This is a genomic window from Actinoplanes sp. NPDC049118, from assembly GCF_040648555.1.
Lineage (GTDB): Bacteria > Actinomycetota > Actinomycetes > Mycobacteriales > Micromonosporaceae > Actinoplanes.
Genome location: NZ_JBEZDY010000006.1, coordinates 168,459 through 182,867 on the forward strand (window position 1 = coordinate 168,459; position 14,409 = coordinate 182,867).

General features: G+C 69.6%; 17 protein-coding genes. 9 read left to right on the forward strand and 8 right to left on the reverse strand.

Annotation, left to right across the window (positions count from 1 at the left end):
- Position 1 precedes the first annotated feature (1 nt).
- Both AB0B58_RS11460 and AB0B58_RS11465 read right to left on the reverse strand, forming a co-directional pair.
- Entirely contained in the window at positions 2 to 706 is a 705-nt protein-coding gene (locus AB0B58_RS11460; protein ID WP_360221413.1) for a GAF and ANTAR domain-containing protein, read from the reverse strand.
- 14 nt (positions 707 to 720) lie between these two features.
- Positions 721 to 1,485 (reverse strand): GAF and ANTAR domain-containing protein, encoded by a 765-nt coding sequence (locus AB0B58_RS11465; protein ID WP_360221416.1) that lies wholly within the window; start codon positions 1,483 to 1,485, stop codon positions 721 to 723.
- Between the two features lie 514 nt (positions 1,486 to 1,999).
- Between AB0B58_RS11465 and AB0B58_RS11470 the strand changes: the two genes are divergently transcribed.
- Positions 2,000 to 2,857 (forward strand): SigB/SigF/SigG family RNA polymerase sigma factor, encoded by an 858-nt coding sequence (locus AB0B58_RS11470; protein WP_360221419.1) that lies wholly within the window; start codon positions 2,000 to 2,002, stop codon positions 2,855 to 2,857.
- 227 nt (positions 2,858 to 3,084) lie between these two features.
- On the opposite strand, the gene AB0B58_RS11475 is transcribed toward AB0B58_RS11470, so the two are convergent.
- Positions 3,085 to 3,270, reverse strand: a complete 186-nt coding sequence (locus AB0B58_RS11475) for a hypothetical protein (protein ID WP_360221422.1) — start codon at positions 3,268 to 3,270, stop codon at positions 3,085 to 3,087.
- A gap of 472 nt (positions 3,271 to 3,742) precedes the next feature.
- Between AB0B58_RS11475 and AB0B58_RS11480 the strand changes: the two genes are divergently transcribed.
- Entirely contained in the window at positions 3,743 to 3,967 is a 225-nt protein-coding gene (locus AB0B58_RS11480; RefSeq protein WP_360221425.1) for a hypothetical protein, read from the forward strand.
- Between the two features lie 292 nt (positions 3,968 to 4,259).
- Here the strand turns inward: AB0B58_RS11480 and AB0B58_RS11485 are convergent, their stop codons facing one another.
- The 4 genes from AB0B58_RS11485 to AB0B58_RS11500 all read right to left on the reverse strand — a co-directional run bounded on the left by AB0B58_RS11485 (position 4,260) and on the right by AB0B58_RS11500 (position 7,183).
- A complete protein-coding gene (locus AB0B58_RS11485; protein ID WP_360221427.1) occupies positions 4,260 to 4,814 on the reverse strand; it encodes a DUF5994 family protein in 555 nt (184 codons plus the stop codon).
- Positions 4,815 to 4,969: 155 nt separating this feature from the next.
- Positions 4,970 to 5,326, reverse strand: coding sequence for a lipopolysaccharide assembly protein LapA domain-containing protein (locus tag AB0B58_RS11490; protein ID WP_360221430.1), 357 nt, complete (start codon positions 5,324 to 5,326; stop codon positions 4,970 to 4,972).
- A 177-nt stretch (positions 5,327 to 5,503) separates the two neighbouring features.
- On the reverse strand, positions 5,504 to 6,754 hold the full coding sequence (locus AB0B58_RS11495; RefSeq protein WP_360221433.1) for a hypothetical protein: 1,251 nt from the start codon (positions 6,752 to 6,754) through the stop codon (positions 5,504 to 5,506).
- Positions 6,755 to 6,979: 225 nt separating this feature from the next.
- The gene (locus AB0B58_RS11500) at positions 6,980 to 7,183 is read right to left on the reverse strand and encodes a cold-shock protein (RefSeq protein WP_125806071.1); all 204 of its coding nucleotides are present in this window, start codon (positions 7,181 to 7,183) and stop codon (positions 6,980 to 6,982) included.
- A 270-nt stretch (positions 7,184 to 7,453) separates the two neighbouring features.
- On the opposite strand from AB0B58_RS11500, the gene AB0B58_RS11505 reads away from it, so the two are divergent.
- The 6 genes from AB0B58_RS11505 to AB0B58_RS11530 all read left to right on the forward strand — a co-directional run bounded on the left by AB0B58_RS11505 (position 7,454) and on the right by AB0B58_RS11530 (position 12,634).
- Positions 7,454 to 8,227 (forward strand): phosphotransferase, encoded by a 774-nt coding sequence (locus tag AB0B58_RS11505; protein WP_360221437.1) that lies wholly within the window; start codon positions 7,454 to 7,456, stop codon positions 8,225 to 8,227.
- 232 nt (positions 8,228 to 8,459) lie between these two features.
- Positions 8,460 to 9,665 (forward strand): cupin domain-containing protein, encoded by a 1,206-nt coding sequence (locus tag AB0B58_RS11510; protein ID WP_360221440.1) that lies wholly within the window; start codon positions 8,460 to 8,462, stop codon positions 9,663 to 9,665.
- On the forward strand, positions 9,662 to 10,510 hold the full coding sequence (locus AB0B58_RS11515; RefSeq protein ID WP_360221443.1) for a hypothetical protein: 849 nt from the start codon (positions 9,662 to 9,664) through the stop codon (positions 10,508 to 10,510). Before AB0B58_RS11510 ends, AB0B58_RS11515 begins: the two co-directional genes overlap by 4 nt.
- A complete protein-coding gene (gene fahA, locus AB0B58_RS11520) occupies positions 10,507 to 11,748 on the forward strand; it encodes a fumarylacetoacetase (RefSeq protein WP_360221446.1) in 1,242 nt (413 codons plus the stop codon). Before AB0B58_RS11515 ends, fahA begins: the two co-directional genes overlap by 4 nt.
- 35 nt (positions 11,749 to 11,783) lie before the next feature.
- Positions 11,784 to 12,005: a hypothetical protein gene (locus AB0B58_RS11525; RefSeq protein ID WP_360221449.1), complete on the forward strand. Its 222-nt coding sequence runs from the start codon at positions 11,784 to 11,786 to the stop codon at positions 12,003 to 12,005.
- Entirely contained in the window at positions 11,999 to 12,634 is a 636-nt protein-coding gene (locus AB0B58_RS11530) for a hypothetical protein (protein ID WP_360221452.1), read from the forward strand. The genes AB0B58_RS11525 and AB0B58_RS11530 overlap by 7 nt, the downstream gene beginning before the upstream one ends.
- Positions 12,635 to 12,641: 7 nt before the next feature.
- Here the strand turns inward: AB0B58_RS11530 and AB0B58_RS11535 are convergent, their stop codons facing one another.
- Positions 12,642 to 13,292, reverse strand: coding sequence for a hypothetical protein (locus AB0B58_RS11535; RefSeq protein WP_360221455.1), 651 nt, complete (start codon positions 13,290 to 13,292; stop codon positions 12,642 to 12,644).
- A 710-nt stretch (positions 13,293 to 14,002) separates the two neighbouring features.
- Here AB0B58_RS11535 and AB0B58_RS11540 point away from each other — a divergent pair.
- The coding region (locus tag AB0B58_RS11540) for a hypothetical protein (protein WP_360221458.1) at positions 14,003 to 14,409 on the forward strand (407 nt) is incomplete at its 3' end.

The window sequence follows — 14,409 nt, forward strand, 5'->3', positions numbered from 1 at the left end:
TCTACGCATGTACGCGTTCGGTGCCGTCGACGAGTGCCTGAGCGAGGTCGGACAGCCTGCGGTTGCGGTTCCGGGCGGCGCTGCGCAGGATGGTGAAGGCCTGCTCGACATCGATCTGCAGCCGCTCGGCCAGCAAACCCTTGGCCTGTTCGATCAAAACGCGGCTGTTGAGTGCGGCCTGCAATTGCTCGGTCAGCACGTCGCGGGCGTGGATGGCACGCTGCTGAAGCAGGCCCACGGTGGCGATGTCCGCCAGCGCCTGGCCGACCCGCAGCTTCTCCCGGTCGAGCGCTCCCGGCGCGGTCTCGAACAGATTCAGCGCTCCGATGACCTCGGTACGCAATTTCATGGGCAGCGCGTGCACCGCGGCAAAGCCCACTTCGGAGGCCGCGACGGTGAATCGGGGCCAGCGTCCGGCCGTGGCCAGATCATCGACGGACACCGCCGTGCCGGTATGGAAGCAGTCGACGCAGGGACCTTCGTCGGTCTGCAGCTGAAACAGTTCCAGCAGCCGGGTCCGTTCGGAGGAAGCGGCCACCACCTGCAGATTTCCGGCACCGTCGGTGAGCATGAGCCCCGCCGCGGTGACGCCGAGCAGTTCGACGCATCGTTCGGTCAGCGTGTGCAGGAAATCGAGGACGTCGAAATCGTCGACAAGGGTGTCGGCCATCTCGATGAAGACGTCCGACAGCAAGGGCTGGGCCATGTTACTCACCTTTGTCATGCACTGTTGTGGTCACCGGGGTCGGTAGCGGCTCTGGTCTCGTACTGGAACCGCAGGCGGCGTGCGACCACATCGGCGGCGACGTCGCGCAACCGCTGGTCGTGGGAGTACGCGTAGGCGCGCAGCCGGACAAGCGCGACCGCCGCGCTCACCCCGATCTGGGCGACGATCATTCCGGTCGCCTGGTGCACCTCGGGGTGCTGAAGGCCGGCTTCCTCGGGACGGCGGCCGTCTCCGGCACCGGTACCCGCGTCGAGCAGCAGCGCACAGGCGGTGTCCGCCAACAGCAATGCGTCCGCGAACTGCGTTCGATCCAGCGATCCCGGCTCACTCCTGTATAGATCCAGGACGCCGAGGTGGATGCCGCCGACCTGTAGCGGCAGGGCGAACACGGCCCGCACGCCGAGCGTCACCGCCGCCGGTGCGAACATGGGCCAGCGCCGCCGGCAGGAAGCATCGCTCAGGTCGGCGGCCAGTGCGGGGCCATCGGTCAGCGCGTCGACCCCTGGACCCTCACCGAGAGTCATCGCCAACTCCTCCAGCTCCTCAGCGACCTGGTCGCTGGTGTAGACGACCTCGCGAGGTGACGCGGCGAGCGTCACCGCGACGGCGGTGGCATCCACACGGACGCTCGAGATGACCACGGCGCCGACGTGGCCTACGGCGGCCGGCGAGCCCCGGGCCTGCTCCATCACAAGGTCCCACAGCTGCAGCCTGCGGTCAGAGTCGGCACGTGAGCCGCCGAACGGGTGGGTCGCCATCGTGGATCTCCTCGGAGCCCGTGTTGGAGTCCTGCATCGGATCCGCCACCGGGTCCAGGGCGACATCATGACCTTACGCCCGCCGGCCCGCGGCATCCGTCTGCGCGGACGCGCACTTTCACGAATGGCGCGTACGGTGCGGTGCTGCTCTCGACACGCAGTCAAGAACGCCTGCAGGGCTTCCGGGTCGGCGCGGCGGCTTGCGTGCAGGCCTCGGAGAAATCGATTGGTTTGAGGTTCGCGGATCGGCCCGATGCGGCGTGGTGGGGCGTAGGCTGATCCTGTCACCCCGGTCCCCGGTGGCGCAGTCCTGTAGGTGTTACGGACTCGCGGCTACTTGGGTGGTGCTTATGACCGGGTCCACACCGTCGTCGATTGTCAGCTGCCTGCCCGGTAGCGACCCGGTGATGTCGCCATGACATCAGCCATCGCCGCGTCCCCGCGCATTGGGCCTGCTGCATCACCGGGATACGAGCCCGGTCGGTGGCAGCCACGTCCGCGTGCCGCGCCGACGGTGTCCGCATCGAACAACAATGTGCTTGATGTGGAACCGGCGCACCCTGAGGCGCTGCTGGCCCGGCTGCGTTCCCTGGCGCCCGGCGACGCGGGTAGAGCCGCGGCACGGGCAAAGGTGATCGACTGGTACCTGCCGATGGCGATGTGTCTGGCTCGCCGGTTCGGTGGTCGCGGTGAACCGTTGGCCGACCTTACGCAGGTCGCCGCGATCGGGTTGATCAAGGCGGTCGACCGGTACGACGCGGCGCGTGGCGTGCCGTTCGCCAGTTACGCGATCCCCACGATCCTCGGGGAGATCAAGCGGCATTTCCGCGACGCCGGATGGACCGTGCGGGTGCCGCGTCGCCTGCAGGAACTCGGCCCGCAGCTCGCCACGGCCGTCGAGGACCTGGCGCAGGCGCTGCACCGGTCGCCGACCACGCAGGAGTTGGCGGCGCGGCTGGGTGTCAGCCGCGGTGACGTTCTGGACACCATGCAGTGCACCACCGCCTACCGGCCGCGCTCTCTCGAACAGCCGGTCAACGGCACCGAGGCCCTGCGACTGATCGACACGCTGAGCGGCACCGACTCCGGTCTCGATGCGGTGGATCGGCACGAGACGCTGCGATGGGCGTTGGCCCTGTTGCCGGCGCGGGAGCAGCGTGTCATCGGCTTGCGGTTCGGCGGCGACATGACCCAGGCGCAGATCGCCGCACAGCTCGGGGTGTCGCAGATGCAGGTCTCGCGACTGCTGACCCGTTCAATGATCACACTGCGCGATGCCATGCGGGCCGACGTGACGCCGCCCGTTCGTGGCGCCGGCCGGGCGGGATCCGCCCCCGCGGCCGTTGGCGTGCGCCCTTTGGCTGACCGATGAGCGTTGGTTGTGCGGTCTGCGCGCCTCGATGAGTCGTTCCAGGGGTGGGGGAGATGGTGCCCCGGGCGGGGATCCGCCCGGGGCACCGCCACTACCGCGCCGGTAGCCGCGGCACCCGCCTGACCGAAGTCTCCGCACCTCGCCGACCCATCCACCGCCCACGAGAGCGCGTCGGACACCCACCGTCCGCCGGTCTTTGGGGTACCTGGCAGCTCCTGTGCTGCTGCTCAGCCTGACCTTGAGGCGACGTGGTCGGGTGAGATGCCGGCAGCGTCGATGCCGAGTGTGTTGAGCAGGGCGGCGTTCTTGTATGTGTCGACGAGCTCGGGCAGTTCCCGGTCCACCCAGTCGGCCCTGGCGTTCAGCCCTCTGGAGCGCAGGGCTGAGATGATTTCAGCTTTGTCGATGTGCACGGGATTCCCCTCATTTTCGTCCTATGGCTTTGCGGAAGCGGGCAACGCGGTTGATCAACAGGACCACCGTCGGACCCGCCCTGGTGGCGGCCGATCCTGGCGATCCGTGCCGACGCAGACCTGGCCGATGGACGCCGTGGCGACCGGTCGCGTCACGACGCGTAGTCGGTCGGGTGACCGTTGCCATCCAGTCGCGGGCGTCGTAGCGAGATTGAGGGGGCGGCGACATCGGCGGGGCCCAGACGGAAACCGAGCATCACCGCTGGATGATCTGTAATCGCGCTGTCTTCAGGATACTCCTGACCTGGAGTACGTGGCCTTCTCACAGCCTCACGGTGGCCAATTCCACGCGGTGCACGCTGCCGGGAGCCGGCTGCTTGAGAAACCTCATGCCGAATCGGCCGCCTTGGTCGGCTCTGGTCAGAGCCAACCGCGGTCGTCGGGCGCGATACCTGCTTTAAAGTCCAAGACTATGGCGACGGTTGTGTTGCGCGTTCGTCTCATGGACGGCGATCGCATGGACGTTACTTTCGAGGAATCCGAGGCGGACACCGAAGAGGAGGTCATCGAGAATGTGATATTGAGGCTGGCCCAGGATGCGGGTGTGCTTCGGTGCAGACATGGCGACCGCCTCGTGGTGCTGTACGGCCGGGGTATCGCCGCCCTTGAAGTGGCACCACGCGGTGCGGTCTTGTGATCAGGATCTCGTTGGAGGCCGGACGAACTCCCGCCCTGGTCCGGCCGGCACCGCCGGTGATCCCTACCAGATCCGGCTCGCTGCCCGAGCCGGCGAGCAGCGACCAGGGCGTCTGACCCGGCGTCCGACTGCCGCGTCATTCTCGAAGTCCCACTCGAAGCAGCCCTGTGCCACGACCAGGTTCACGCACCTGGATGAGACCCTCGTCGGCCCCGGCGGTGGCACCTCGGGGCGGAGGTTCGTCGTCGCCCGGCGCGCTGTGACCCGGCGTCAGCGGTCAACGCCGGCCGGCTCACGCACCCCGGTGCTCCGCCGGGGCCAGGGCCGGACCCAGCCGGCCGCCGTCGGTTTCCCAGGCGTCTTCGGGTGCGTTGTCGACGGCTTCTCGGACGGCGGGTGTGCCGACCGCGAGGACGATGTCCTGGGCGTGGACGCGGTTGGTGGTGGTGGCGGCAAGGATCATCGCCGCGTCGGCGGTGTCGCTGTCGGTGTCGGGCGCTACGACGAGCAGATCGACGCGCTCGTTGTCTGCGCAGATCGCGGTCAACAGGCCGAGCGGCTGGCTGGTGAAGTAGCCCAGCCTGAGAGCCCTGCCGTGCACGTTGAGGCGGCGGGGGTGGCTGTCCCAGCCCGCGGCTGCCAGCACGAGCCGGATGACCGGGCCGCGTAGCTTGTCGATGGCCAGGACCAGGCCGGGCAGTTCGGCGGCGGGATCGGTGCCGCGCGGCCACCAGGCGCCGTCGAGCAGGGCGCGTCGGGAGCCGGTGGGTTCGAGTCGCAGCCGCGGGGCGGACGGTGGTGGCGCTGAGACGATGGTCATGTGGGTGGTGGCGGTCGCGACTTTCATGGTCGACTCCTTCCGCCGGCCGCCGATGTCGCCTGCATCGAGACGGCAGCGGGCTGGTGGGTGCTGTGGTTCGAAGGGTGCCGAACCCGAGGTGTTGAACCCGGCGTGGCCGGTCCAGAACACGGAGGCCCGCGACACCGATGCGGTGACGCGGTCTAGCGGCGCTGGCGGGACAGGCGGTGGCGTAGCTGAGTGATACGGACCGTGCCGACCACCATGATCAGGATCGCGGTGCCGACAGCGGCGATCAGCAGCGCCAAGGCCAGCGGCAGGCTGCCGCTCATTCCCAGGAAATTGACCTGGACGCTACGGGTGTTCTGTCCAATGAAAATGATCAGCACCACGGACAGCAGCGCGGTGGCGCAGATGCCGAACCACGCCGAGCCGGCGCGAGTGCGGGGCACCCGGCCCGTCGGCGTCGCTGCCGGTGTGCCGCTCGAAGCCTGCGGTGTCGAGGCCGCAGCTGTGGGGTCAACAGGTGCGATAAGAGTCTGATACCGGTTGTCGGACATGACATCCCCTGGGTGGGCCGGTGTGGCGGGCACCTCAGGACGGATGTCGTCGATTCCGGGATGCCTCCATCGTACGCCTGTTCGGCTGGGATAGCGTGCCGGCCGCGCTCACGGAGGCGGCCGAAGGCAGCGCCGCCCCACCCGGTCATCGGGCGGAGCGGCGCGTCCGGTCGCGGGTCACCAGTTCTTGTACTGCACCTCGCCGAGGTTGCAGAAGGTGCAGCCGGACCTGAGGAAGTCCGTCGTGCGGCGGAACTCCTCGTCGCCCAGGTGCCATCGCATCCACGCGGTGATGATGTGCTGGGCGTTGCGGGTGGCCATGATGTGGTCGGTGCCGCGGAGAACGTTCATCCACACCGGAACGCGGGTGGCGGTGTAGTCGCGCCGCACGTTCGAGGTCGCGAAGTCGTCGTCGCCGCCGATGTAGAGGGCCGGCCTGCGGAGGTTGTCCGGGCCGTTGCCGTCGAAGGAGCCGCCGGCCACGTGGATGGTGGTCGTCAACCGGGGATCGTCGGCCACGTCGAACGTCCCGATCGAACCGCGGGAGTGACCGCCGAAGGCCACCTCGGCCAGGTCGAGCCGCTGGCACAGCGGGCTGCTCGCCCGGCGGTTCTCGCCCTCCAGCCAGTCCAGGGCGTCGACCATGTAGTCGCCGCTGCTGGACGAGACCTCGCTGTAGACGACGAAGCCGTGTGAGGCCCACTGGCGCAGCATGTCCTCGTAGGCGGCGGGGTCGCTGCCCGCGCCCGGCCCCCAGACGAGGATCGGGTGGTCCAGGCCGTTCTGGCCGAGGTTCGACGGGTGCACCAGCCACCCGTCGTTGCCGGGGCCGGAGGTCTGGTCGATGGTCACCGAGAGCGGTCCCGGCCTGGTCACGTCGCTCACCGGGGGCAGCGAGCCGCCCGGCGGATCGGTCGGGCCCGTGCCTTCGCCCTGTACGAGCACGTTGTCGACGGTGAGGGTCTCGAGGACGCTGTCGGCGTCGAGCGAGAAGCGGAGTCTCAGGTCGCGGCCGTTGACCGACGAGGGCAGGGTGAACGCCGCCGCGCCGGCGGCCGTGCGGTTCGACTCCAGCGTCGTGAACGCCCCGCCGTCGGCTGAGTAGGCCATGGTGAAGGACTCGCCGGCGTCCAGCCCGGACGCGGCGCGGGTGTACGACACCGACACCCCGGTGTATCCGGCCAGGTCGATGGGCGCGGAGGTGATGGACGGGTCGGTCAACCGCGATCCGGCCAGCCGCGCGCTGCCCCCGGACGTGGTGACGGAGCCGGTGGACGTGAACGAACCGAGGCCGCCGGAGAAGTCCTCGCTGTAGATCGGGGTGGCGGCGGAGGCGGGAGATGTGGTGAACACGGCGACGGCGCCGATGGTCACGGTGCTGATGGCCGCTGCGCCGACGATTCGCAGCCGCCCGCCGATGCGGATCATGTCTGGCATCCCTTCGTGGCCCACGCCGATCGACAACGATCTTGATCGGCCTTCACCAATCGAAGCAGCGCCTCCCGCCGTCAGGGACCGGCGAAATCGCCAGCCTTGGTGCCGGTGTCAGGTGCGGCGGCGGGCCAGAAGGGTGGCGACATCGATTGAATGGACGGCTTGAGACGCCGAACGGCGGCCCACTGAACCAGTGGGCCGCCGTTGGCAAATCGTGGATCAGAGCGGGCGGATGTTCTCCGCCTGCAGGCCCTTCTGGCCCTGGGTGATGTCGAACTCCACCTTCTGGTTCTCGTCGAGGCTGCGGAAGCCGCTCGCCGAGATCGCGGAGAAGTGGGCGAAGACGTCCGCGCCACCGTCGTCCGGGGTGATGAAGCCGAAACCCTTGTCAGCGTTGAACCACTTCACGGTACCTGTAGTCATGTCTGCTCCTTCGCAGGCTGTTCGAGACCGCACTGTGCGGACCCGTACGCCGCTGCGTTGATCACCCGCGCCGAACCGACACGACAAACGAAAAAGCGCCTGTATGGGCTTAGATAACCCATCAGGCGCCGAAAACGTCTACGGAAATCAAAACTGCAACGTGGTTATCGTAGCACAGGAATCGTCACCCACCGTCCATCCCGGGATCGTGGTTCCCGTCACCGGCGAAATTCGGTGTCGCTGCCGTTCCCAGCCCGGTACACACGGTGGATGCGCGAAGAGACCCTGCCCGGCGGTAACACCACCGGCGCCGTGCTGATCGATGGCGTCGTCCACAAGCGGGCCGCGCCGTGGACGGCGACGGTGCACGCGTTGCTGCGGCATCTCGAGGAGGCCGGCTTCGATTCCGCTCCGCGGGCGCTCGGCATCGACGACCAGGGTCGGGAGATGCTCACCTACCTGCCGGGGGAGACGATCGGCGGCCGGGAGCCCTGGCCCGACTGGGCGTCGGCCGACTCGATGCTGGTCCAGGTCGGCCAGTGGCTGCGACGGGTCCATGACCTGACGGCCGACTTCACGCCGCCGGCGGACGAGCGCTGGTTCATCGGTGGCGAGATGGGTCCCGGCCTGATCGTCGGCCACCAGGACGCGGCTCCCTACAACGCGGTGGTGGACGGCGGCCGGCTGGTCGGCTTCTGCGACTGGGACATCGCCGGCCCGTCTTCGCGGAGTTGGGATCTGGCGTTCTCCGCGCTGTCCTGGGTGCCGCTCGCCTCGCCGCCCGACGGCACGCCGTCGAGCAGCCACGACCCGCAGGAGCAGTCCCGCCGCCTTCATCTTCTGCTCGACGCCTACGGCTACGACGGCGACCGGCGTGCTTTCGGGGCTGTGGTGCCGCAGCGGGCCCGCCGGCAGGCCGGCGTGATCCGCCGCATGGCCGACGCCGGGGACGCGGCGTCGATCGCGCTGCTGCCCATCGCGGAGCTTCTCGAACGGTCCGCGATCGACGTCGAGGCCCTTCCGGACGCCTTCTGGCTGCATTGATCCAAGCCCCACCGCCTCATGCTGTACAGATTGCTCAACGTTCACGGCTCCAGCACGGCGGTTCTGCGCAGAGTGTTCGCTCCTGGCTGGGCGTGTTGTGCACCACGGCCCGTTCCTCAAGGCTGGGGAGCGTAGCCCGATCCCGCCGAAGAGCGATCAGCCCAGGTCCGTGCATGACACGCTCACCGACGGGGGACGGCAGCGGGTTCCGCAGGCACGAGCGGAGGTACGGATGGCGCACTACCAGCGAGCCGGCAGCATTCCGGCCAAACGTCACACCCAGCATCGCGACTCCGGTGGCAACCTCTACTACGAGGAGCTGATGGGCGAGGAGGGTTTCTCCTCGGACTCGTCGCTGCTGTACCACCGGCATGTCCCCTCGGCGATCGTCGACGCGCGCGCCTGGGACCTTCCCGACCTGGCGACCGTGCCGAACCAGCCGTTGCTGCCCCGGCACCTGAAGCTGCACGATCTGTTCGGCGGGCAGGAGTGGAAGTCGCGGGACGCGGTGCGCGACCGGCGGCTCGTCCTGGGCAACGCCGACGTCCGGATCGCCTACGTCATGGCCGGTGAGGCCTCGCCGCTCTACCGCAACGCCACCGGCGACGAGTGCGCCTACGTCGAGTCCGGCTCCGGGGCCGTGGAGACGATCTTCGGTGACCTGGAGGTCGGGGCCGGCGACTACGTGATCATTCCGCGGGCGACCACCCACCGCTGGGTTCCGGCGGGGCACGAGCCGCTGCGCCTGTACGTCATCGAGGCCAACAGCCACATCGCCCCGCCCAAGCGGTACCTGTCGCGCTACGGCCAGTTCCTGGAGCATTCGCCGTACTGCGAACGCGACCTGCGTACGCCGGGCGAGCCCCGCACGGTGGACCAGCAGGACGTCGAGGTCTACATCAAGCACCGCGGCGACGGCCCGGCCGGGCTCACCGGGACCGTGCACGTGCTGCCGCAACACCCCTTCGACGTGGTCGGCTGGGACGGCTGCCTTTACCCGTACGCGTTCAACATCGCCGATTTCGAGCCGATCACCGGCCGGGTGCACCAGCCGCCGCCGGTGCACCAGGTCTTCGAAGGCACCAACTTCGTCATCTGCAACTTCGTGCCGCGCAAGGTCGACTACCACCCGCTGGCCGTGCCCGTTCCGTACTACCACTCGAATGTGGACAGTGACGAGGTCATGTTCTACGTCGGCGGGGACTACGAGGCGCGCAAGGGCTCCGGCATCAACGTCGGCTCCATCTCGCTGCACCCCGGCGGCCACTCGCACGGCCCGCAGCCGAGCGCGATCGAGGCCAGCCTCGGCGCGGAGCGGTTCGACGAGCTTGCCGTCATGGTCGACACGTTCCGGCCGCTCGGCCTCGGCGAGGCCGGCCGGGCCTGCGACGACGGCAGGTACGCCTGGACCTGGGCGGGACGGGGACCGGCCTCGTGACGGCGACCGTGCCGGCACGGCTGTTCCTCGGCCTGTTCGATGACGCGGCCATCTTCCCGCCCGGCGACGTTCCCGTGCCCGACGCCGTACGGGTGCACCGCGACCGCCGGTCGTCGCCGCTGGCGCCGCTGCTCGGCCCGTTCATCTGCTCCCTGCCGCGGTGGGAGGAGCTGGGCAAGGCGCTGACCGACGGATCCCCGCTGCCGCTCGCGCTGACCCTGCCCGGCGGGGCTGGGGACGTTCCCGCCGCGATCGCGCAGGCACGCGCGGAGCCCCGGGTGGACCTGGTGGCGCTGGAGGTTCCGGCGTCCGCCGAGGGGCTGGCCGACCTGGCGGCCGCCGTCGCCGGGCAGGTGCCGTCGACGGTGCACACCTACGTCGAGCTGCCCTGTGCCGAGGTCACGGCGGCGCGGGCCGCCACGCTCGCCGGTTCCGGCTTGCGCCTCAAGGTCCGTACCGGTGGATTGGTCGCGACGGCCTTTCCCGACGAGCGGCAGCTGGCCGGTGTCCTGGACGCGGCCGTGCGCGGCGGCGTCGCCTTCAAGCTCACCGCCGGCCTCCACGACCCGGTCCGGCACCGCGACCCCGCGACCGGCTTCGAACACCACGGATTCCTGAACGTACTCCTCGCGACCGGCCGCGCCCTGCAGGGCGCCGGCCTCGACACCGTCGCCGCCGCGCTGGCCGACCACGACGGTGCCCGGGTGGCGGCCGCGGTCGCCGGGATCGACGACGCCCTGGCGGTGCGGATCCGCCACCACTTCGTCAGTTTCGGCACGTGCAGCATCATCGAGCCGGTCGACGGCCTGCTGCGCCACGGACTTCTCCCGGAGGACCCACGTTGACCACCGTCTCCGCCGCCACCTGGCTCGACGTCCCGGCCGATCATCCGTTCGGCGTCGCCACGCTGCCCTACGGGGTGTTCAGCACGGCGGCGGACCCGGGCGCCCGGGTGGGAGTCGCGATCGGCGAGCTGATCCTCGACCTGGCGCCGGCCGTGCGGAGCCTCGCCCCGCCGCTCGCACCCGCCGTGGCGGGGCCGTCGCTGGACGCCCTGCTCGCCGCCGGGCCCCAAGCCTGGTCACAGGTGCGCGCCCTGGTGACCACCTGGCTCACCGACGCCGCCTTCGGCGAGCGGCTCGCCCCGCACCTCGTACCGGCGCGGGACGCCGTCATGCACCTGCCGTTCACGGTCTCCGACTACGTCGACTTCTACGCCTCCGAGCAGCACGCGACGAACCTCGGGCGGATGTTCCGGCCCGGCCAGGACCCGCTGACGCCGAACTGGAAACACCTTCCGATCGGGTACCACGGCCGCGCCGGCACCGTCGTCGGCTCCGGCACCGACGTCGTCCGCCCCTGCGGCCAGCGCCGCGACCCCGACGGCGAGATCACCTTCGGACCGTCGCGGCGTCTCGACATCGAGGCCGAACTCGGCTTCGTCGTCGGCACCCCGTCGCGGCTGGGCCGGCCCGTCGACCTCACCCGGTTCCCCGAGCACGTCTTCGGCGTCTGCCTGGTCAACGACTGGTCCGCCCGCGACATCCAGGCCTGGGAGTACGTACCCCTCGGCCCGTTCCTCGGCAAGTCCTTCGCCACCTCCGTCTCACCCTGGGTCGTGCCGCTGGCCGCGCTCGATCCCGCCCGGGTGAACCCACCGGCCCGGACCGTGCCCCTGCTGCCGTATCTCGACGACTCCCGGACGCCGCCGTGGGGCCTGGACGTACGCCTCGAGGTGAGGCTCAACGGCCACGTCGTCTCCCGCCCGATGTTCGACGGCATGTACTGGACCGGCGCGCAGATGATGGCGCACCTGACCGCCAACGGCGCGTCGCTGCGCACCGGCGACCTCTACGCCTCCGGCACGATCAGCGGAGAACGCCCCGACCAGCGGGGCTCGCTCATCGAACTGTCATGGGGCGGCACGGAACCGCTGCGGCTGCCGGACGGAACGACGCGAACCTTCCTAGAGGACGGCGACGAGATCGTGATCAGCGCGAGCGCGCCCGGCGCGGACGGCGCCGTCATCGGCTTCGGCGATGTCCGTGGCCGCATCCTGCCCGCGACGGAACCGCCCCGCTAGGGGGTATCGCCGAGTGGTTTAACGTCGGCGTGTGGATGGACTCGCGCGAGCCGCGGCGCTGTACGAACACCTGGGCGAAATCCTGCCTGACGTTCGTCAAAGGGGTGGATGAGACCGAGGCCCTGCGGAGGATGGGCGGGTATCCGGACTCCTTCGCCGGGCGGACCGGTGAAGAGCTGGCCGAGCTGATGGACGACTTCGACGAGGGCTATCCGCGCATGGCCGGGCCCTTGATCTCGGAGCGTGGTCGGTGGTGATCGAACCCTACGGCTTCGAGGGGGCTGACCAGGTCCTGCTGGAGTCGCTGTCGCGGGGCACCGAAGCTCTGTCGGTCCTGCGGCACGACTACGCCTCCCCGCGGGTCTGCTACGCCGTCGACGGGATCACCGTCGCCGCTTTCGATCCCGGCGATCGTCTGTGCGCCGACCCGTACGAGCCGGGCAGCGCCGAGTTGGTCGCCGCGGCCGAAGGCGCAAGTCCGCAGCGGCAACGGGCGGTAGCGACGGCCGAGGTGGCCCGCCTGGCAGCAATGCTGGGACTCGACGGCACGCCGGGGCTGGCGGAAGCTCTCGACGGGGCAGCCCGCGGCGCCGCGCCACATGTCGCGGCCGACTCACCGCTCGGTCGTCACGTCCGTGACTGGTTGACGGTTCAGAAGCGGGCCGGCGAGTCCCTGAACGGCCCCTATCGGTCACGCCTCAGCGACGCCGAACGTACGCAGGGAAACAGGTACGGCTGGTTCGTCGCGGCACTGCGCGGAGCTCTCGAGCCGGAGCCAGACAAAGCGCTGCTGGCCGCGCTGCGTCCGGTGGGCTCTGTACCGAGCCTGTTCGGCGGTCCTGCCGCCCGCGCCGCCATCCTCAGGACTCTGAGCGAGACGAACTAGGGGAGCCTCAGCGTGTCAGGTCGATGCGGTCGAAGTCGGGTGCGTAGTCGATGTCGTTGCGCACCTCGATGGTGTTCGCCCCGGCGTTCAGGGGAATCCGCAGGGTCAGGGCGTCCACGGTGTACCAGTCGGGGCTGGCCGGAAAGGTGAGGTCTCCCAGGGACCGCCCGTTGACCAGCATGGTCGCCTGCCGCGCCTCGCCCGATATGTAGTGCACCTGCACGCTGTAGATGTCGGAATCGGGGACCGTCAGGCCCGTGAAACGCAGGAAGTTGGCCTCGTTCTTTCCGACGAACCGCACGACGAGGCCGTCGGAGGCGTCGTCGCGCGGCATCGGCCGGGCCTGGCCCCCCATCACGTTGCGCTGAGACTCCGCCTCGTAGGACGCCTGGAACGGTGCCGGATGCGCAGGTTCGGTCCTGGTGACCGGGGTGGATGAGCGGCGCGATGCCGGCGGACCGCCGACGCCGGCGGACTTCGATGCCGGCGGCGGCACCGGCGAGATGGACGGCGAGGAGTCGTCGGATGGACTGGTCGCGGGCGGCGGGGCGACCGCGGCGGGCAGCGGGGTCAGCGGCAACTGGGCCGCCGGGGCCGGGGATTCGGACCGGGCGACGAACGCGACCACCACACCGGCAACTGCGAGGGCGGTGGTCACGGCGGCGGCGCCGACGGCACCACGTCTGCGTTGCGCCAGGGCCGATGCCCGGCGCTGCGCGGATCGCGTACCCGTCCGGCCGGCGGCCGGCTGTGCGCCCGCCGCCGTTGGTCCGGGAACCCGCTGTGTCGGACGGACCGTAGGGTCCTGCGCCACCGGAGGCGCGGAGCTGACCGGCGGTAACCATCCGCCGACGCGCAGCGTGCTGGCGGATGGCTCCTGGTCGTCCTCTGGCATGAGCTTGATCGTCCCCATTCGATGGTCCGCCGAGACTAGCCTCGACATCACCGGGAACCGCCATCCGTTCGGATGATCTCGATGCGGTCGACAGGTCAAGATCATCATGGCCATCCGGCCGAGGCCGGCCCAATCCGGCGCCGGCCGCCCAGGGCGATCAGGGCCGGCCGGTGGGTGCTGGTGGGCACCCGGAGCTCCTCTGCATCCCGGGCGTCGAGGCCTTCGGCGTCGGTGATTGTTGCTCGCATTTACCCGCGGTGCCGGTGAGATTCTCAATCCCATTCATGCGGTTTCGGCGGTGAAATCTGGGAAACCGTCGCGTGTCTGGAGAGTGGCGGGTTCGCGGCCGGCCGGTCCGAGCGGGGGCGATGCTCGTGCCGTCATCCTCGCAGCCTGCGGTGGCGGGGCGTATTGCTGAGTCAATGGCAATTAGTGGTGAAATTTAATCGATAGTCTTGAATGCTACTGCCGCCTTGACGGAGCCGGCGGCCGAGACCAGTTTTGAAAATGTCAGCGACGAATACGGCCTGCCACTGTCCGAGCGTGTCGCCGGTGGCCGCATCGTGCCGTTCTCGCCCCGTGAACCACCGAAGGAGAAGCGAATGACCTCCCCACAGCACAGAAAGGGCCGCGGCGGCCCTCTCGTGGCCGCAGTCGCGGGCGTCCTGGTGATGTCCCTGGCCGCGCTGGGCCTCGCGAGTCCGGCGCAGGCGGCCCGGCCGCCGGTCGCTGAGGCCGATGCCATCGACCAGTGGACCGGCTGGGGCGAACTGCCCGGCGGCGGTGCGACGCCGGACAGCCCCGCCGCGGTGTCGTACAACGGCAACCAGAACGTATTCGTCCGCGGTACGGACAATGCGATCTACCGGAATGTTCTCAG